The following is an 18,961-nucleotide window of genomic DNA, read 5'->3' as shown; positions in this document are numbered from 1 at the left end:
TAATAATTGAACAAAGCTTGTGTTTTGTGCTGCAAGTACATAGCATAAGGCTTTAATTATAAAAAATAATAACGACCAAATAATTGCCGCTTTTTGGGACTGGAATATATGCGAATTACTCCTTTATCTCTGTTAATTTCAGCTAGTTTGTTAGCTAGTAGTGCATTTGCACAAGACACAGCTACAGTGACTGGAATTGACTCAGAGATTAGTGTTAAACAGACAGAATACGATAACTCGACAAGAATACTTGAAAAACATCTTAAAGAAGAAAGTCAGTTACAAAATCAATTAGAGCTACTTCGTTCTCGTTCTACAGAGCTAGATAAAGAAAAAAACCAAGCGCTCGATGCGATGAACGAAATGTACCGTCGTTTAATTGACGATCCCACTATTAATATTAGTGCGGCTCAATCACGCTATCAAAAAGCGGTGATTGATCATAAGCAAAATAAAGATGATATTTCTATGCAGTTGGCGGCAATTGCATCCCACCGTAAAGATATAGAACAAATTCGTGTTGCTAAGCATACGCTTTTAAATACATTAGAAAGTTTAAAAGAACAGTTAACTACAGCCCGCGTAGAGCGTTTACGTAACGAATTTACACGTGAAGGTACGCTTGAGGTTAACCACACTATTAACTGTAAGCGAACAGAAACGCTAGCAGCATGTGAGCAACGCGGTCAGCAAATGGGTCTACAAAAAGCAACTAAACGTTTTGTTGATCAAATTTTTGCAAATCTAACAGAAGAGCGCATTGTTGAGCCAAAACGTAATTTGGCGGGCGCTCAAGTACAAATATTAAGTAGCCATGTAGTTAACAGTGCATTTAGCGGCCAAGGTAATTACAACGTTAACTTAAGCGTAACTATGCGCGGCGAAGTTAATAGCAGCCGTTTATGTAGCTTATTAAGCATAGATAACCGCTATTGTTCTGAGTACGGCACGCCACTTACGGCTGCTTATCAACCAGCGTATAACAATACATTTACTGATAGTCAGTTAACATTCAGTAATAGCGCGGATAATAGCAACACAGTGTCGGTTTCTCGTTTAAATGAGCAGCCAGTACGTGATTATTCAGTTAAACCTGCATCGGTGAAAAAAGATTACCCTTCTATCCTTAATAAGAAGAAGGATCAATCAGTAGAGCTAACATTACGATCAAACGTATACGACGATGAAGTGTTTATCGATGGTGTAAGCTTTGGCTCAACACGCTTGATTACACGTTTACCGCCGGGCATTCATAACATTGAAATACGTAAACTTGGTTATAAACCTTATCAAGCACGTGTTGATTTGAATAAAGCGCAAACAATTAATGCAAATTTAGTAAAAAAGCCTAAGTCGATTGCTGCACCGACCTATACTCGAGAGCAACCAGAAGTAACAACACGCCAGGTTAGTGAAAACGTTAATGTATTAAATGCAAACGTTGAAACGCCGGTTGTCGTTATTCCTGCAGGCAAATTTAAAATGGGCGATATTAACGGCAATGGCTTAGCTAATGAACGTCCAGTAATTGAAAAAGTAATAGCAAATTCTTTTGCTATGCAAAGTAAAGAAGTAACCGTGGGTGCCTACGAAAAGTTTGTAGCAAATACAGGTTATAAAACTCAAGCGGAAAAAAATAAAGGGTGTGCGTATTATTTAAATGGCGAACCAGTATGGGAAGCAAATTTAAATTGGCGTAATCCTGGTTTTGAGCAAGGCAGTGACTTTCCTGCTGTATGTTTAACTTATAACGATGCAAAAGCTTACGCTGAGTGGTTATCTGGTCAAACAGGACAGCAATTTCGTTTACCTAACGAAGTTGAGTGGGAATACGCAGCACGCGCAGGAACTGAAACAGAATACCCTTGGGGTAACGAAATTGGTAAAAACCTAGCTAACTGTGGTTGGTGTGGTAGTGAATGGTCAAACAGACGTGCATCACCAGTAGGTTCTTTTTCTCCAAATGCATTTGGATTATACGATACCGTAGGCAATGTATGGGAATGGACCGATAAAGAATCAGGTGAGTCTGATGTAGCAGTAAGAGGCGGAGCGTGGAACTTTGCACCAAGCCTTGCTCGTGCATCTACGCGTTTAATTTTAGCGCCTGATTTTAGATCTAACTACATTGGTTTTCGCTTAGTTCGCGAACGATAAAACTCAATTAAGGAAGCTTTGCTTCCTTTTTTCACAAATTCACAAAGGCGCTGCGCTTTATATTGCTCATATAGTTGAGCATGTTAAAGTGAGGCAGCTAATATAAGAACGTATTTCAAAGGTCATCCAGCCTCATGTTTAAAAAACTCCGTGGTATTTTTTCTAACGATCTATCGATCGACTTGGGTACAGCCAATACCCTAATTTATGTAAAAGACGAAGGCATTGTATTAAATGAACCTTCTGTTGTTGCTATCCGCCAAGAGCGTGCTGGTGGACCTAAAAGTGTTGCATCTGTAGGTACAGAAGCAAAGCTTATGTTAGGTCGTACACCGGGTAATATAAAAGCGATTCGTCCAATGAAAGACGGTGTTATTGCTGACTTTTTTGTAACAGAAAAAATGTTACAACACTTCATTAAACAAGTGCATAACAATAACTTTATGCGTCCAAGTCCGCGTGTACTAATTTGTGTACCGTGTGGTGCTACTCAAGTAGAAAAACGTGCAATACGTGAATCTGCAATGGGTGCAGGTGCTCGTGAAGTTTACTTAATTGAAGAACCAATGGCAGCAGCTATTGGCGCAGGCTTACCAGTATCAGAAGCAACAGGTTCTATGGTTGTTGATATTGGTGGTGGTACAACTGAAGTTGCTATTATTTCACTTAACGGCGTTGTCTACTCATCATCTGTTCGTATTGGTGGTGATAAGTTTGACGAAGCTATCATTAATTATGTACGCCGTAACTTTGGTAGCTTAATTGGTGAAGCGACAGCTGAAAATATTAAGCATCAAATTGGCTCTGCGTTTAAAACTGATGAGCCAATCGAAATTGAAGTGCGCGGTCGTAACCTTGCTGAAGGTGTTCCGCGTTCATTCACACTTAACTCACACGAAATCCTAGAAGCTCTACAAGAGCCATTAATGGGTATTGTGAGTGCAGTAATGGTTGCGCTTGAGCAATCACCACCAGAGCTGGCATCAGATATTTCTGCACACGGTATGGTGCTTACTGGCGGTGGCGCATTGTTAAAAGATTTAGACCGTTTATTAATGGAAGAAACGGGTATTCCGGTTGTTGTTGCTGATGATCCACTTACATGTGTTGCACGTGGTGGTGGTAAAGCACTTGAAATGATCGATGTTCATGGTGGTGACGTTTTTAGTTACGACTAATGAAATTAATGTTTGGACGCACAGTCTCTTTGCAACTGCGACTTTTTGTCGCAGTGCTTTTGAGTATCGTACTCATTGTTGGAGACAGATATACGCAAGGTGGTACCGTTGTTCGTACCAGCCTCAATACCTTAGTTAGCCCACTAATTTATGTTGCTAATTTACCCTACGAATTATTTAGCTTAAGTGCTAAAAGCCTGCATACGCGGGAGCAACTTCTTACTGAAAACGAAGCGCTGAAAAAAAAGCAAATGCTACAAAGCGAGCAACTTCAGCAGTATCAATTTCTAGCCAGAGAAAACCAAAAACTACGCGCCTTATTAGGCTCATCTGCAAAGCAATCAAATCGTAAAATTATTGCTCAAGTACTTTCTGTGCATTCAAACCCGTATAGCCATCAAGTTGTTATAAATCGTGGTACCACCGATGGACTTAGTGAAAGCCAAGCCGTCATTGATGAGATGGGTGTAGTAGGGCAATTAACTAAAGTAGGGTCAACTACGTCACGCGTATTACTCATGACCGACACTACGCATGCCACACCTGTGCGTATACTGCGTAACGATGTACGAACAGTTGTTGAGGGCATAGGTAAAATTAACGTCGTTAAGCTCTCTCACGTTCCGCACAGCTTAGATGTGCGAATTGGCGATGTACTTGTTACATCAGGATTAGGTGGCACATTCCCAGAGGGATACCCGGTGGCTGTAGTAACCGAAATAAATCGTGATGAAGGCCGCCCGTTTGCACAAGTTTTTGCAGAACCTATTGCGCAATTAGATCGCATTCGTTTGCTGGTTATTTTATGGCGTAATCAACAGGAGCAAATCAGCGATGATTAACCGTTATTCATTGTTAATTGCGCTAAGCATCTTTTTTGCGTTAATAATGGCATTAATGCCGCTCCCTTTTTCGTTTGAACCATTTAGACCTGACTGGGTTTTACTTGTACTTATGTATTGGTCGTTGGCAGTACCGCATCGTTTAAATATTGGTACTGCTTGGGTTGTTGGTTTATTAATAGATTTAGCATCTGGCTCACCGCTAGGTGTGAACTCGCTTACATTTTCAATATGTATATTTGTAACCGCGAGCAACTTTCAAAAAATTCGTAACTTTTCGCTTTGGCAACAAAGCTTATTAATTGGTTTGTTTTTAACGCTGTATCATTTAATGCAGTTTTGGCTAAATCACTTTTTGTTAGGGGTTTACTTTAATCCACAGTATTTATGGCCAGTAGCAACCGGAATGGTTAGTTGGTTTTGGGTGTTTTTACTACTTCGTAAATATCGCAGACATTTTAGGATCAGGTAATGACTACCGCAGTATATTTGGCATCAGCCTCTCCCCGTCGTAAAGAGTTATTAAGCCAATTAGGTGTCGAATTTACACAATTTAGTGTTGATGCAGATGAAAGCCCACTTCCAAACGAGCAACCTAGAGCACTTGTTGAGCGTTTAGCTCGCTTGAAAGCCCAAAGCGGTGTAGAGCTTGGATATACCGATCGCCCTGTACTTGGTAGTGATACCGTAGTTGTTATCGATAACGAATCACTGGGTAAACCTCGTGATAAAAACGATTTTATACACACATTAAAACGTTTATCAGGTAACACACATCAAGTACTTACCGCAGTAGCATTTGCGACGCAAAATGATGTGCTTAGCTGTGTTGTAAGCACAGATGTCACCTTTAAAACTTTAACTGATGAAGAAATAAATACCTACTGGGATTCTAATGAGCCACAAGATAAAGCCGGTGGCTACGGTATCCAAGGTTTAGGTGGTCGCTTTGTAACTCACATTGCGGGTAGCTATTTTTCTGTTGTAGGCTTACCTTTATATGAAACCGAACAATTATTAAAAACATTCTTAAGAAGGTAACATGAGTACAGAATTACTGATCAATGTCACACCGAGCGAAAGCCGTGTTGCCCTAATAGAAAACGGTGTACTGCAAGAAATACAGCTAGAGCGAATTGGTAATCTAGGTATTGTAGGCAATATTTACCTAGGAAAAATAAGCCGTGTACTTCCGGGTATGCAGGCTGCTTTTGTTGATATCGGCCTTGAAAAAGCGGCATTTTTACATGCATCCGATATTGTAAATAGTGCCTCTATTGTTGAAGGTGTAGACGACGTACCAATAAAAAAAGTACAAGATATTAGAGAGTTAGTTCGTCAAGGCCAATACATTATGGTGCAAGTGGTAAAAGATCCGCTAGGCACTAAAGGCGCAAGACTCACCACTGATATAACTATTCCTTCTCGCTATTTAGTGTTTATGCCAGATGCGACCCATGTAGGGGTTAGTCAGCGTATTGAAACTGAAGAAGAGCGCTCACGCCTTAAAAAAATAGTCGCAGAATATGGCGACGAAAATGGCAGCTTTATTGTACGTACAGCAGCCGAAGGCGCTAGCGAAGCAGAATTACGACACGATGCCGGTTTTTTAAGAAAACTGTGGGAAAAAATTACAGCTCGTCGCAAAAAAACCAGTAAAGCCAGTATTCTACACGAAGATTTAACGCTTGCCTTTAGAACCCTACGTGACTATGTAGGCGAAGATATGGAGCGCATTCGCGTTGACTCTAAACTTACTCATGAAGAGCTAAAGTTATTTACTGAAGAGTTTGTTCCACAACTGTCTCAAGTACTCGAATACTATCCAGGTGAGCGACCTATATTTGATTTGTTTGACGTTGAAAACGAAATTCAAAAAGCACTACATCGTAAAGTTACACTAAAATCAGGTGGTTATATAATTATTGACCAAACAGAAGCGATGACGACTGTTGATGTTAATACTGGTGCATTTGTAGGACATCGTAATTTAGAAGAAACGATTTTTAATACCAACGTAGAAGCAACCTCTGCAATTGCTCGCCAGCTTAGGCTGCGTAATTTAGGCGGTATTATCATTATCGACTTTATCGATATGGTAAGTGAGGATCATAAGCGCCGAGTATTACATTCACTTGAATCAGCACTTGCAAAAGATCGCACTAAAACGAATATCAATGGGCTTTCAGCACTTGGGCTTGTTGAAATGACGCGTAAACGTACACGCGAAAGCTTAGAGCATATTTTATGTGATGTATGTCCTGCGTGTTCTGGTCGTGGTTCACAAAAAACAGTTGAAACGGTTTGCTACGAAATACTACGTGAAATAGTGCGTGTTAACCGAGCATACGCTGCCGATAAGTTTATGGTATATGCAGCACCTGCTGTGAGCGAAGCTTTACTAAACGACGAGTACCATAACCTTGCCGAGCTTGAACTATTTATTGGTAAGCAAGTCAATATTCAAACAGAGAGCTTATACAGCCAAGAACAGTTTGATGTGGTAATGATGTAATGAAAGCAAAAGCGGTCTGTTTTTTTTGTTTTAGGAAGTTATGGCAGACTTGCGCCATAATTTTGGTATTACTGGCCGTTATTGTTTCAATTTTAAAATATACCCTCCCGTATGCAAACGAATACAAAGGTAATATAGAAAGCTATTTACACGAAAAGTTTGAAATAAGCTTATCTATTGGCGAAATATCAGCAAGTTGGCAGGGCAGTGGTCCTGCATTAGTACTAGAGAATTTATCGTTTAAAGATAACGAAACTGCACCAATATCACTCACCATTGCTAAAACCAGCTTAGAGCTAAACTTATGGGAAAGCTTAAAAGCACTGCAACTTAGATCTAATTATTTTGTTATTAATGGTTTTCATACCAGTGTAAATATCACCAACTTATTTAAAACCGGTGACAACGACGAAGTCTCTTTTGAGCAAAAAGAGCTAATTGAAGAACTGTTTTTGGGTAAAACGGGTCATTTTGCAATAGAAAATTCCAGTATTAACTTTGTTCTAGAAGACGGTAAAGAGCGTAAGTTACTCCTCAAAAATATTGTTTGGCAAAATGAAGATGAGCAGCATCTTGGTAGTGGGAGCTTAGCACTGCCGGGTATTTCGGTCGGTGATTTTGATGCGCGCATAGCACTCACTGGCGATACCCTAGAGCAAGTTGCGGGCGACATTTATGTGCAGGCTAACAAAGTCGATGTATCTAACTGGTTAGCGCAATATATAAATACGCAAAAGCAACAACTGCATAGCGATATTAATTTACAAGCGTGGCTAAAACTAGATAAAGGTTTTGTAACCGATATAAAAATGCAATGGCTACCAAGCTTTGTGCGTTGGCAGCGAGAAGATCAAAGCCAACAAGTTAGCTTGAGTGAAGGTGGATTCCATCTATATCCCGAGCAAAATAGCTGGCACTTAAAAAGCACCGGTTTAACATTTAATAGTAACGATAAAGCATGGCCAAGTTTAGAGTTTGAAGCTCAACTAGGGCCAAAAAATGAAGTGTGGCTCCATCAGGTTGATTTTGAATTACTGAGTAACCTAGCAGGGCTAAGTAATTTTAATGCACTTGAACCATTTTTAGAGCGCCAACCTAGCGGGCAAATAGATCAAGCTTATTTAAATTTTTCTAATGCACAGCAATGGCAATTATGGTTTGAGGCTGACAATATTGGTTGGCAAGAATTAAGATCGGTACCTGCAGCACAAGGACTTAGAGTAAATGGTTTACTTAATCAAAGTAGTGGTCGAATAAATTTATTTGGCGAAAATGGCACATTAGTTACAGGCGAAAGCTTTAGTAACGACATAAATTATAATCAGCTAAATGTAGAGCTAGATTTAGCTAAGCGAGATGATGGCTGGCATATAAGTAGTGACAATATATGGTTTGATAATGATGAAGTTACTCTTGCTGCAGAATTACAAATTAGTCTAACAGATGATCCTCGATTAGATCTCTATGCTGAAGCATTCGCCCCAGATGCCAAAATTGCAGGTCATTATTTCCCATTAAAAGCTATGAGCCCTGAGCTCGTTAGCTATTTAAATGGCGCAATTAAAGGCGGAGAAATATCTAAAGCACAAGTCTTATTTGCAGGACCTTTATCTGGTTTTCCATTCACCGATGGCAGTGGCCAGTTTGGTGTATTAGCGCAAATAGACAACGCAACCTATGAGTTTGATCCTGATTGGCCTTTGGTCACCAATGCCGACGTACAGCTACATTTTAATAATGAGCGTATGGACATATATAGCCAGCAAGGTAAGTTGGTTAATCTAGATATTGGTAATAGTGTGCAGGTAAGCATTGCAGATTTAATGCATGCAGATGAACTTATTGTGCAAATTGATAAAAAAGCACAGATGGAAAAGTTACATGACTTTTTTGCAGCGACACCTATTGCCAAACCTCTTGCTGAAATTTTTAAAGTTGTGCAGGGCAAAGGCGAAGCCGATGCCAGTATTGAGCTTTTAGTAGGCTCTAAGTTTAAAGGTGGAGCCAGTGTTAGCGGCAAAGTTAATTTAAATGATTTGCCAGTATTTATAGCAACGCCAGGTATTGAGCTTAAAAACTTAACTGGCGAGCTTAATTTTAAAAACGACAACATCACACTTAAAAATGCGACTGCGAAGTGGTTGGGTATGCCGCTAAATATTAATTACAGCAGTAAAAGTGATGCTAAAAATTACCAAGCAAACATAGATATAAACGCCAAAATTGACGCTGATACACTAATAGATAGTGGACAAGGTATATTAAAAAATTATTTAAGTGGGCAAAGCGATGTTGATATTGGTTTAGTACTTAATTTTACCGAACAAGGCTTTAATTACCGTGCACAGGTAAACTCAGAACTACTTGGCTTAACGAGTAACTTACCCGCACCTTATAATAAAAATAGCGAACAAGCGTGGGCACTTGATGCAGTAGTTCAAGGTGATGATATTTCTAATCTCATTACAGCAAACGCTAATCAACAGTTTTACTTTAATGCTATTTTAGAAAATGGAAAATCACAGTTTAGTAATGTCCATTTTGTGCTCGGAAAACAAGATTTAGGATTAAACCAAAAAGACTTAAGCGTAAATATAAATCTTGAACAGAGTGAACTAGTGCCTTGGTTTGATCTGATTGATCAAATAATTAAAGCTGGTAAAGCAAACCCAGATAAAAAATCAAAAGGGATTATGCCACCGCTTAATGAGGTGGTCGCAAATATAGGTATGCTTGATGCGAGTAACATCATCTTTAATGATTTTGAAATGCGTTTAGCACCATCAAAAGACGATTTATACCTAAAGCTAAATGCTAAAGAACTTAGAGCTGGGGTTTTTATCCCTACATCACAGCCTAGCCAGCCCATACGAATTAATGCCGATTACTTAAGGCTTAATTTTGCACCGCACAATGAGCAAGTACTTGAAATAACAGATGTACTTCCTGAGAAAGACTTGAGCTGGCTTACTAAAATACCTGCCATTGAGTTTGAATGTAGTGATTGCAAAATTGACCGCTACCAACTTGATAAAGTGAGTGCGTCATTATTAGGTGATGGAGAGCGTTTATCAATATCAGAACTTGTAGTCGATAAAGGCGATCATTTACTGCGCACTAAAGGGCAGTGGCAAAATGGATTAACAACGCTAAGTGGCGAGCTTAAAAGTGATGACATAGGCGCACTGTTTGGTGAGTTTGATATAACCTCCGCGATTAAAGACTCAAAAGCCGATCTAAATTATGATCTTACTTGGCAAGCAGCACCTTATGATTTTGATGTGAAAAGTTTAAGTGGCGAGATAGCTTGGGATTTAGGAGAAGGTCACTTAACTGAAGTTAGCGATGGCGGGGCACGCGTATTTTCGTTACTGAGCCTTGATTCATTAGTACGCAAGCTGAAACTTGATTTTAGAGATGTGTTTTCAAAGGGCTTTTTTTATAACAGCATGCAAGGCACTATGCAGTTAGAAAACGGTATTGCTTACACTAAAGATACCAAAATGGACGGCGTACCCGCCGATTTAACCATTAAAGGTTATGCAAATTTAAACACGCTTGATATAGATTATGACCTTGCTGTAGCGCCGCAGGTAACCTCGAGTATTCCGGTTATAGTTGCATGGATGGTAAACCCAGTAACAGGGCTTGCTGCCTTAGCAATTGATAAAGTTATTCATTCTGCGCGCGTCATCTCAGAGATCAACTTTAAAGTAACGGGTAAAATGAACGATCCCATTGTTCAAGAACTCGACAGAAAAAGTCGTGAAGTTACGCTTCCTCAAGCTGCGCAAAATCAGCCACAAGCATCAGTCGATTTAAAACTTAAAGATGCACAAGTAACAGTAACGCAATGAACAAAACTGAAATACTAAGCACTCCCACAATAGTTGCCCTGCAAATGTGTTCAGGGCTAAGCCCTGATGACAACATAGCAAGCTTAAAGCGTGCACTTAAAACACTCCCCGCAACAAGACCATTACTTGTTTGTTTGCCTGAGGCTTTTTTAGTGTTTAGTAAAAGTGGTAACGATACGTTACGTGTTGCTAAGCAAGTTGAGCGATACAAACTACAACTTAGTGAATTGTGCCAACACCATAATATTTGGTTAAATGCAGGGACAATGCCTGAGCCATTTAACGAACATAAATATTATGCAGCATCGCACTTATATAATAATCAAGGCGAGCTGGTTGCTACGTATAACAAAATACATTTATTTGATGTAAACGTAGATGATCAAACAGGTAGCTATCGAGAGTCAGATTTTACCCAAGCAGGTAGCGATGTGGTTGTTGTTGATTCTCCCTTTGGTAAAATAGGCTTAACAGTATGTTATGATCTGCGCTTTAGTGGCTTATTCAACGAACTAGTACGCCAAGGCGCCGATATTATTTTAGTACCAAGTGCATTTACAGTCGTCACAGGACAAGCGCATTGGCAGCCATTATTAGCAGCTCGCGCAATAGAAACACAATGTTATGTAGTTGCAGCAGCTCAGTACGGTACACATGAAAATGGCCGACAAACATATGGCCACAGTATTATTATTTCACCTTGGGGAAGTATCCTGAGTGAATTGCCAACAGGCACCGGTTTTATAAGCTGCAACGCAGATTTAGACCAGTTACAAAAAATTAGACGAGATATGCCCGTGCAGTCTCATCAACGATTTAGAGAGCATTTATTATGAATTCGGTTGAACAGCATTTACTACACGACAGCCAGCTAAATAGAGAAGAGCTCGAAAAAACGCTCGCTTACATACATCAGCGTAAAGTGGATTACGCCGATTTATATTTTCAATCAAGCCACCACGAATCATGGGTGCTTGAAGACGGCTTAGTTAAAGAAGGCTCTTATAACGTTGAGCGCGGCGTTGGTGTACGTGCTGTAAGCGGCGAAAAAACAGGTTTTTCTTACTCTGATGCAATAAATCTTGAAGCGCTTAATAAAGCGGCTACAGCGGCTCGTAGCATTGCAGATGCTGGTGAAGATAGAGCGATTAAAGTATTTAGTGATGTTAAAGCTAAAGAGCAGTTTGCACCGCATCAGCCAATCTCGAGTATGAGCGATACCGACAAGGTGAGTTTATTACGCGAACTTGAAAACTATATTCGTGAGCTAGCACCCGATGCAGAGCAAGTAATTAGTTCAATGTCGGCGGTATACGAAGAAGTATTAATCGCAGCAAGTGATGGTACGTTTGCCACCGATATTCGCCCGCTTATTCGTTTAAACTGCTCAGTACTGCTTGAAAAAAATGGTCGCCGTGAACGCGGTGGCGCAGGCGGTGGAGCACGTTTAGATTATGGTTACTTTAAAGAGCTTGTTGATGGTAAACCGCGTTGGATGGAATTTGCAGAAGAAGCGGTACGCCAAGCTAAAGTAAATCTTGAGGCTATTGATGCACCTGCAGGCACGATGGAAGTTGTACTTGGTAATGGATGGCCTGGCGTGCTTTTACACGAAGCGGTAGGGCATGGCCTTGAAGGCGACTTTAACCGTAAAGGCGCGTCTGCGTTTAGTGGTAAAGTGGGCCAAAAAGTAGCATCTGAGCTGTGTACTGTGGTTGATGATGGCACAATGGCTGATCGCCGTGGCTCACTTAATGTGGATGATGAAGGCACACCAGCCGCTTACAACGTACTCATCGAAAACGGTATTTTAAAAGGCTATATGCAAGATAAGCTAAACGCGCGTTTAATGGGTGTAAATCCTACAGGTAACGCACGCCGTGAGTCGTATGCACATTTACCAATGCCTCGCATGACTAATACTTACATGTTAGGTGGTGAGCACAGCCAAGCCGATATTATCAGCTCAGTTAAAAAAGGGGTATTCGCGCCTAACTTTGGCGGCGGGCAAGTTGATATAACGTCAGGTAAGTTTGTATTTAGCGCATCAGAAGCGTATTTAATCGAAAATGGTAAAATTACCCAACCAATTAAAGGCGCAACGCTTATTGGTAATGGCCCAGAAGTAATGCAGCAAATATCGATGGTTGGTAACGACTTAGCACTTGATAAAGGTGTGGGTGTTTGTGGTAAAGATGGTCAAAGCGTACCGGTAGGCGTAGGCCAACCAAGCCTTAAAATTGATCAGTTAACGGTCGGTGGTACAGCTTAAATATTACTCAAGCGCGAAGTAAATTCGCGCTTTTTGTTTTAATGAAGGCGGGGTTTATACTTCTCCTTCATCCTCTTTATTTTTTTCAGCTTCTTTATACCATAACGCAAAAAAGCACTCTGTTAATTTATGCTCTATCTCAAGCGCTTTTTCTGTCGGACAAAACAAGGTGAAGCTTGCTTTAAATTCACCTAAATCGGTTGTACCAAAGTGAATTACCGGCTCTGGACCAGATATTTTTGCATCGAGTTTACGCTCAATCATTGAATTATAACGACTTGCTACTTCTTGAAATTCTTCACAGTACAGTTTAGCTTGCTCAGTGAGTGTGTCGTGAATAGGGTACGGGTTAAAGCTCTCTCGACGAACAATAATAAAATGATGTGTAACAAAGCGTTTTACAAAGTTTAAGTTTTTAATAGAGCTGGTAATCAGCTTATTATTAGGTATGTATATGGTTTTTCTTGAAAATTGATAAGTATGTATATCAATTTCATGCATGGTTGTTTTTATCCAATCAGTTTCAGCTACTTCACCAAAGTAATCACCTACTTGTATCCAATCACCGACTCTAAACGGGCGAGTTGTTACGAGGTAAAAAAAGCCTATTACACACTGAATAAACTCGCGCGTAGCAAGCACAATCGCCACAGCAAAAGCAGCAATAGAAAGTGCAAAGTTTTGAATTTCAGTAGACCACACAAATAGCAGCGATATCATCATTACAAAATTAATAAAGTGCTTAATATTGTGTGCGATGTAGCGAATATCTTTTTCTTTTTTTTCTGCGCGATTTTTAGCGAGCTTATCAACAAGTACTTTTAGTACAAATGCAATTGTGATCATTACAATTGAAAGAAGAAACGGATGCAGCAATATATCTTTAGTCATAATATCCAATTAAACGCAAGTTGATAAAAACAGGCTAAGTATATTGATTTATTAAACCAATTAGCAAATTTAGTGCAAAAAGAGTAACCAATAAAAATCGAGCGACGCTATTGAGTTACTTCATCAGTGCAATGTTTGTGATTTTTAGCCATTTTTTTTCGGCATATGAGTACAAGCTCAATGGCTGAAATAAAGATTAGAGTATAGCCAAGCGTTTCTATACCCTCTTCAACAATGTTTTTTACCGCACGTACGTAGTCATCGCCCATTACTGAATGCCAAAATGCACCTTTGCCCATCATTCGCGAAAATGCGAGTAAAGTAACCATGCCTGATAAGCAAATTCCATAACTAGGAGTGAGGCTATAGGCTTTTAAAGAGTCAAAAATACTTCCTCTCTTTGTTATTAAATAAACAAACACGCCAGCTAAAATTGAATAGACGATACTTTGCCAAGCGCCATCAAAAAAGTATAAGTCGAGGTAGGTATCAAACTCTCTTACAAACATCATTGCCGATAACGCAGCAAGTAATACAGCCGGTATTTTGAGTTGAAAGTTAATTCGCGAAGCGTAAAAAAACAAAATACAGCTTAAAAAAGTTAAAACATCTTGCATATGTTCAGTAAGAGTTTCTTCGCTGTAAAGCGCATACTGTTTTAATTCAAAGCCTTCAAGTTGAATTAAATGAGCAACGCCCGCTAGGCATAATAGATAAATAAAAGATCGCAGTAAAAACATAAATAACCAAGAGAAACTATAAATGCGCGAGATTCTAATTGTAAAAATGCCTTAAAGCCAAAACAAAATTTAAACTTTTAATATTTTTATTGGTCTAAAATTTTTGCTGTTAAAATAATGGCTTAGATATTTATTTAATGTTGAATGGATGTTTTTAATGTGACGTTTTAAGTGGTTTGTTGTGCAAAATATAACAAGCATTAAAAAGCCCTTACTGTTTACTTAGCAAGGGCTTTTTATAATTAATAACTTAGAGTTTAGCGCCTAGCGCATCGTTACAAATTCTTCCGAGCCAGTCGGGTGAATTGCAACAACGGCATCAAAATCAGCTTTAGTTGCGCCCATTTTCATGGCAACTGCAAAACCTTGAATCATTTCATCAACTGCAAAACCAATCCCATGTAGGCCAACTACTTTTTCGTCTGGGCCGGCACATACAAGTTTCATTTTACAAGGCTGGCGATGTTTAGTTACCGCTGTGTACATAGCCGTAAAACCAGATTGGTAAATTTTAACGTTTTCTTCGCCGTACTGAGAAATAGCTTCTTGCTCAGTCAAACCAATAGTACCAATAGGTGGATGACTAAATACAACAGTAGGGACTAAGCTGTAATCCATTTTTAAATCATCTGGTAGTTCTTTATTAAATAAACGCTCAGATAAAGTACGGCCTGCTTTTACTGCTACCGGTGTAAGTTCAATACCATTTTCGATGATATCGCCAACCGCGTATACATTTTTAGCTGTGGTATTTTGATACTCATCAACTTTTACAAAACCACTGCTGTTTACTTCTACGCCGGCTGCTGCAACGTTAATAGCATTGGTTGTTGGCTCGCGGCCAATGGCCCAAATAACTTGATCAACGTTATGAGTTTTGCCGTTATCTAAATGCAGTGTTACAGAGCCATCATCTTCTTTTACCAATTTATTTGGTACAGATTCTGTATGAAGAGTAGGGCCTTCGGCAGCCATTACTTCAACAAGCGTATCTACAATATATGGGTCAAAACTACGAAGTGGGGCATGCTTACGTACAAATAAATGTGTTTCAGTACCTAAACCATGTAATACACCAGCAAGCTCAACGGCTATGTAGCCTGCGCCAATAACTGCAACGCGCTTAGGTTGCTCTTTTAGCTCAAAGAAGCCATTTGAATCGATACCGTGTTCAGCACCTTCAATATGCGGAATGCTTGGGCGGCCGCCTACTGCAATTAATATATGATCGGCTGTGTAGTGCTCGCCGTTTACTTCAACTGTTTTATTATCTACAAATTTAGCAAAGCCTTTAATTACAGTAACGCCATTGCTAGCAAGGCCACTGTCATAACCTTTATGAATTCGGCCAATGTAGGCTTCACGGCTTTCTACTAGTTTGCTCCAATCAAAGCCTTTAACTTCAACATTAAAGCCGTAATCTGGGGCATATAAATTAATTGCTTCGGCAACCTGAGCACCGTGCCACATTACTTTTTTAGGTACACAGCCCACGTTTACACACGTGCCGCCCATGTGTTTTGCTTCTATAAGTGCTACTTTAGCGCCACGCATTGCCGCTCTATTTGCAGAGGCAATACCACCACTGCCACCACCGATTGCAATATAATCAAAGTGTTGTGTCATTTTATGTCCTTAGGCGTTGAGTTTTATGCGCATTAGCATAACATTAAGTTTTAAAAATAAAGAGTGTTTAGGTGACCTATGTTTAGTAAAAAAACATTCGAATTTCTTGCTCAGCTTGATAAAAACAATAATAGAGACTGGTTTAACGACCATAAATCACAGTATGAGGAATACGTAAGAGAGCCCGCTTTAGATTTCATTAGGCAAATGCAAGCACCACTTGCTGAGGTTTCTAGCCATTTTGTCGCATCAGATAAAAAAGTGGGCGGTAGTTTAATGAGAATCCATAAAGACGCGCGTTTTAGTAAAGATAAAACCCCGTATAAAATTAATGTAGGGATTCAATTTCGCCATTTTATGGGAAAAGACGTACATGTCCCGGGTTTTTACTTTCACTTAGCAAATGACGAATGTTTTGTAGGTGCTGGTATTTGGCGACCAGAATCAAAGGCGCTTAACGCAATTAGAACCTGCATAGATGAAAACCCAAATAGCTATAAAAAAGCAATTTATGATGAGCAATTTAAATCTATATTTGAAATGTCAGGAGAATCGCTAAAACGCCCGCCAAGAGGTTTTGAAAAAGAGCATCCCTTAATAGATGAGCTCAAACGAAAAGACTTTATAGCCATTAGCTCGCTTACTCAAAAACAAGTATGTAGCAATAATTTAGTTGATACGGTACTAGAACGTTATAAAGTGGCCGACTCATTAATGGGTTATTTGTGTTTTGCTCTGGAGCAACCTTATTAAAATTAAACAACTTAAAAGCGGCTGAGTTGTTTTTTTACTTTTAGACCCAATTTAAAACGTAATGCATTAACGCAAAGAGAGTATTTATGAGCAACCCATTAATTGGCCTTGAAGGCTTACCACCATTTTCAAAAATAAAGCCTGAGTACGTAGTACCAGCACTAAAAGACGGTATCGAGCTTTGTCGTAAAGCCATTGATGACGTGTTAGCTAAAGGCTCGTATACGTGGGATGACTTAGTATTACCCCTTGAAGAAGCTGACGATAAATTATCGCGCATGTTCTCCCCTGTATCGCATTTAAATTCAGTAATGAATAACGACGAATTACGTGAAGCTTACGAGCAGTGCTTACCGTTAATATCTGAATATTCAACATTTGTAGGTCAGCACCAAGGTTTATACAACGCGTATAATACGCTTTATAACAGTGACGAATTTAAAACGCTGACTACAGCACAACAAAAAACAATTACTAATGCGCTACGTGATTTTAAATTGTCGGGTATTGCTCTGGCGGCAGAGCAGCAAACACGCTACGGCGAAATTAGCGCGCGTTTATCAGAGCTTGCCTCAAAATTTGGTAACAACGTAATGGATGCCACACTTGCTTGGCACAAACATATTACTGATGAGAGTGACTTAGCAGGCTTGACAGAATCTGCTTTAGCACTTGCAGCTGATACAGCAAAAAGTAAAGAATTAGAGGGTTGGTTATTTACACTCGATTTTCCATCATACTTACCAATAATGGCTTACGCAGATAACCGCGAACTACGCAGAGAAACCTACACTGCGTTTTCTACGCGCGCATCAGATCAAGGCCCTAACGCCGGTGAATTTGATAACTCTGATATTATGAGCGAGGAGCTTGCGCTTCGTCATGAACTTGCACAGTTACTAGGGTTTAACAGCTACGCTGAAAAGTCACTAGCGACTAAAATGGCCGAAACACCAGAACAAGTATTCTCATTTTTAGAAGACCTAGCAGCTAAATCAAAACCACAAGCAGAGCAAGAAGTCGCAGAGCTAAAAGCCTATGCTGAGCAAAAACACGGTATTTCTGAATTAGAAGCGTGGGATTTTGGTTACTACAGCGAAAAGCTTAAGCAAGAAAAGTATGCAATTTCAGACGAAGTACTACGTCCTTACTTCCCAGCAAATAAAGTGCTTAGCGGCTTATTCGAAACCGTTAATCGCTTATTTGGTATTAGCGTAAAAGAAGTTACTGACTTTGATACTTATCACAAAGATGTACGCTTTTTTGAAATTGTAGATAGTAGCAATACTCTACGCGGACGTTTTTATCTCGATTTATACGCACGCGACCACAAACGTGGCGGCGCGTGGATGGATGACTGTATGGGTCGTAAAGTACGCGCTAACGGCGAACTACAAACTCCGGTGGCTTATTTAGTGTGTAACTTTAATAAGGCGGTTGGCGATAAACCGGCACTGTTTACTCATGACGAAGTAACTACTTTATTTCATGAGTTTGGTCATGGTATTCACCACATGCTTACACAAGTTGATGCCGCGCCAGTGGCTGGCATTAATGGTGTAGCGTGGGATGCGGTAGAGCTTCCTAGTCAGTTTTTAGAAAATTGGTGTTATGACGAAGAAGCCCTGAGCTTTATTTCAGGTCATTATGAAACGGGTGAGCCGTTACCTAAAGAGTTACTTGATAAATTATTAGCGGCTAAAAACTATAACTCAGGCGTACAAATGCTACGTCAAATTGAGTTTTCGTTATTCGATTTTAAAATCCATAACGATTACAAAGTGGGTGAGCAATGCCAAATTCAAGCAGTACTAAACGATGTACGTAGCCGCACATCAATCGTTAAACCGCCTGAGTTTAACCGTTTTCAAAATGGTTTTAGCCATATTTTTGCCGGTGGTTATAGTGCAGGTTACTACTCGTATAAATGGGCTGAAGTACTTTCTGCTGATGCATTTTCTAAATTTGAAGAAGAAGGTATTTTTAACGCTGAAACAGGGCAAGCCTTCATGCAAAATATTTTAGAAAAAGGCGGTAGCGAAGAGCCAATGGAATTATTTAAAAAGTTCCGTGGTCGTGAGCCAAATGTCGACGCGTTACTACGCCATAGCGGTATTGCTGTTTAAAAAT

Annotated in this window: 14 protein-coding genes; 11 read left to right on the top strand and 3 right to left on the bottom strand. The window is 39.7% G+C overall.

The annotated features are described in order from the left end of the window. The first annotated feature begins 108 nt into the window (after window positions 1-108). From QL995_RS16180 to tldD, 9 genes are all read left to right on the top strand, one after another. Entirely contained in the window at window positions 109-2,157 is a 2,049-nt protein-coding gene (locus tag QL995_RS16180; RefSeq protein ID WP_007586336.1) for a formylglycine-generating enzyme family protein, read from the top strand. A 134-nt stretch (window positions 2,158-2,291) separates the two neighbouring features. Continuing rightward, window positions 2,292-3,335 (top strand): rod shape-determining protein, encoded by a 1,044-nt coding sequence (locus QL995_RS16175; protein ID WP_007586338.1) that lies wholly within the window; start codon window positions 2,292-2,294, stop codon window positions 3,333-3,335. After that, complete coding sequence (gene mreC / locus QL995_RS16170) at window positions 3,335-4,177, top strand: rod shape-determining protein MreC (RefSeq protein ID WP_010553767.1); 843 nt, start codon at window positions 3,335-3,337, stop codon at window positions 4,175-4,177. Before QL995_RS16175 ends, mreC begins: the two co-directional genes overlap by 1 nt. Then, complete coding sequence (gene mreD / locus QL995_RS16165) at window positions 4,170-4,649, top strand: rod shape-determining protein MreD (protein WP_007586341.1); 480 nt, start codon at window positions 4,170-4,172, stop codon at window positions 4,647-4,649. The genes mreC and mreD overlap by 8 nt, the downstream gene beginning before the upstream one ends. Further along, window positions 4,649-5,218, top strand: coding sequence for a Maf family protein (locus tag QL995_RS16160; protein ID WP_007586343.1), 570 nt, complete (start codon window positions 4,649-4,651; stop codon window positions 5,216-5,218). Before mreD ends, QL995_RS16160 begins: the two co-directional genes overlap by 1 nt. Window position 5,219: 1 nt before the next feature. Beyond that, a complete protein-coding gene (gene rng, locus QL995_RS16155) occupies window positions 5,220-6,692 on the top strand; it encodes a ribonuclease G (protein WP_007586345.1) in 1,473 nt (490 codons plus the stop codon). Then, window positions 6,692-10,549 (top strand): YhdP family protein, encoded by a 3,858-nt coding sequence (locus QL995_RS16150; protein WP_290294609.1) that lies wholly within the window; start codon window positions 6,692-6,694, stop codon window positions 10,547-10,549. The genes rng and QL995_RS16150 overlap by 1 nt, the downstream gene beginning before the upstream one ends. Then, window positions 10,546-11,385, top strand: a complete 840-nt coding sequence (locus QL995_RS16145; protein WP_007586349.1) for a carbon-nitrogen hydrolase family protein — start codon at window positions 10,546-10,548, stop codon at window positions 11,383-11,385. The genes QL995_RS16150 and QL995_RS16145 overlap by 4 nt, the downstream gene beginning before the upstream one ends. Beyond that, window positions 11,382-12,821, top strand: a complete 1,440-nt coding sequence (gene tldD, locus QL995_RS16140) for a metalloprotease TldD (protein WP_290294608.1) — start codon at window positions 11,382-11,384, stop codon at window positions 12,819-12,821. Before QL995_RS16145 ends, tldD begins: the two co-directional genes overlap by 4 nt. A 54-nt stretch (window positions 12,822-12,875) precedes the next feature. Here tldD and QL995_RS16135 read toward each other — a convergent pair whose 3' ends face one another. The 3 genes from QL995_RS16135 to gorA form a co-directional block, all read right to left on the bottom strand. Next, the gene (locus QL995_RS16135) at window positions 12,876-13,712 is read right to left on the bottom strand and encodes a mechanosensitive ion channel family protein (RefSeq protein WP_010553762.1); all 837 of its coding nucleotides are present in this window, start codon (window positions 13,710-13,712) and stop codon (window positions 12,876-12,878) included. Between the two features lie 107 nt (window positions 13,713-13,819). Continuing rightward, window positions 13,820-14,452 (bottom strand): hypothetical protein, encoded by a 633-nt coding sequence (locus QL995_RS16130; protein ID WP_170072597.1) that lies wholly within the window; start codon window positions 14,450-14,452, stop codon window positions 13,820-13,822. 264 nt (window positions 14,453-14,716) lie between these two features. Next, complete coding sequence (gene gorA / locus QL995_RS16125) at window positions 14,717-16,078, bottom strand: glutathione-disulfide reductase (RefSeq protein ID WP_007586359.1); 1,362 nt, start codon at window positions 16,076-16,078, stop codon at window positions 14,717-14,719. Window positions 16,079-16,156: 78 nt separating this feature from the next. Here gorA and QL995_RS16120 point away from each other — a divergent pair, with 78 nt between their 5' ends. Together QL995_RS16120 and prlC are read left to right on the top strand one after the other, a co-directional pair. After that, window positions 16,157-16,831: a DUF2461 domain-containing protein gene (locus tag QL995_RS16120; protein WP_290294607.1), complete on the top strand. Its 675-nt coding sequence runs from the start codon at window positions 16,157-16,159 to the stop codon at window positions 16,829-16,831. 86 nt (window positions 16,832-16,917) lie between these two features. Next, window positions 16,918-18,957 (top strand): oligopeptidase A, encoded by a 2,040-nt coding sequence (gene prlC / locus QL995_RS16115; protein WP_290294606.1) that lies wholly within the window; start codon window positions 16,918-16,920, stop codon window positions 18,955-18,957. Window positions 18,958-18,961 lie beyond the last annotated feature (4 nt).

Origin of the sequence: Pseudoalteromonas sp. APC 3358 (assembly GCF_030408075.1) — a bacterium.
GTDB lineage: Bacteria > Pseudomonadota > Gammaproteobacteria > Enterobacterales > Alteromonadaceae > Pseudoalteromonas > Pseudoalteromonas arctica.
The sequence above is the reverse complement of the archived record's forward strand: the minus strand, read 5'-3'. Positions and strand labels throughout refer to the sequence as shown.

What these genes read in the sequence shown, in the direction of transcription:
- mreD (WP_007586341.1), top strand. Translation starts at nt 4,170, where the DNA reads ATGATTAACCGTTATTCATTGTTAATTGCGCTAAGCATCTTTTTTGCG.
- QL995_RS16160 (WP_007586343.1), top strand. Translation starts at nt 4,649, where the DNA reads ATGACTACCGCAGTATATTTGGCATCAGCCTCTCCCCGTCGTAAAGAG.
- gorA (WP_007586359.1), bottom strand. Translation starts at nt 16,078, where the DNA reads ATGACACAACACTTTGATTATATTGCAATCGGTGGTGGCAGTGGTGGT.
- QL995_RS16150 (WP_290294609.1), top strand. Translation starts at nt 6,692, where the DNA reads ATGAAAGCAAAAGCGGTCTGTTTTTTTTGTTTTAGGAAGTTATGGCAG.
- mreC (WP_010553767.1), top strand. Translation starts at nt 3,335, where the DNA reads ATGAAATTAATGTTTGGACGCACAGTCTCTTTGCAACTGCGACTTTTT.
- QL995_RS16180 (WP_007586336.1), top strand. Translation starts at nt 109, where the DNA reads ATGCGAATTACTCCTTTATCTCTGTTAATTTCAGCTAGTTTGTTAGCT.
- tldD (WP_290294608.1), top strand. Translation starts at nt 11,382, where the DNA reads ATGAATTCGGTTGAACAGCATTTACTACACGACAGCCAGCTAAATAGA.
- QL995_RS16145 (WP_007586349.1), top strand. Translation starts at nt 10,546, where the DNA reads ATGAACAAAACTGAAATACTAAGCACTCCCACAATAGTTGCCCTGCAA.
- QL995_RS16120 (WP_290294607.1), top strand. Translation starts at nt 16,157, where the DNA reads ATGTTTAGTAAAAAAACATTCGAATTTCTTGCTCAGCTTGATAAAAAC.
- rng (WP_007586345.1), top strand. Translation starts at nt 5,220, where the DNA reads ATGAGTACAGAATTACTGATCAATGTCACACCGAGCGAAAGCCGTGTT.
- QL995_RS16130 (WP_170072597.1), bottom strand. Translation starts at nt 14,452, where the DNA reads ATGTTTTTACTGCGATCTTTTATTTATCTATTATGCCTAGCGGGCGTT.
- QL995_RS16175 (WP_007586338.1), top strand. Translation starts at nt 2,292, where the DNA reads ATGTTTAAAAAACTCCGTGGTATTTTTTCTAACGATCTATCGATCGAC.
- QL995_RS16135 (WP_010553762.1), bottom strand. Translation starts at nt 13,712, where the DNA reads ATGACTAAAGATATATTGCTGCATCCGTTTCTTCTTTCAATTGTAATG.
- prlC (WP_290294606.1), top strand. Translation starts at nt 16,918, where the DNA reads ATGAGCAACCCATTAATTGGCCTTGAAGGCTTACCACCATTTTCAAAA.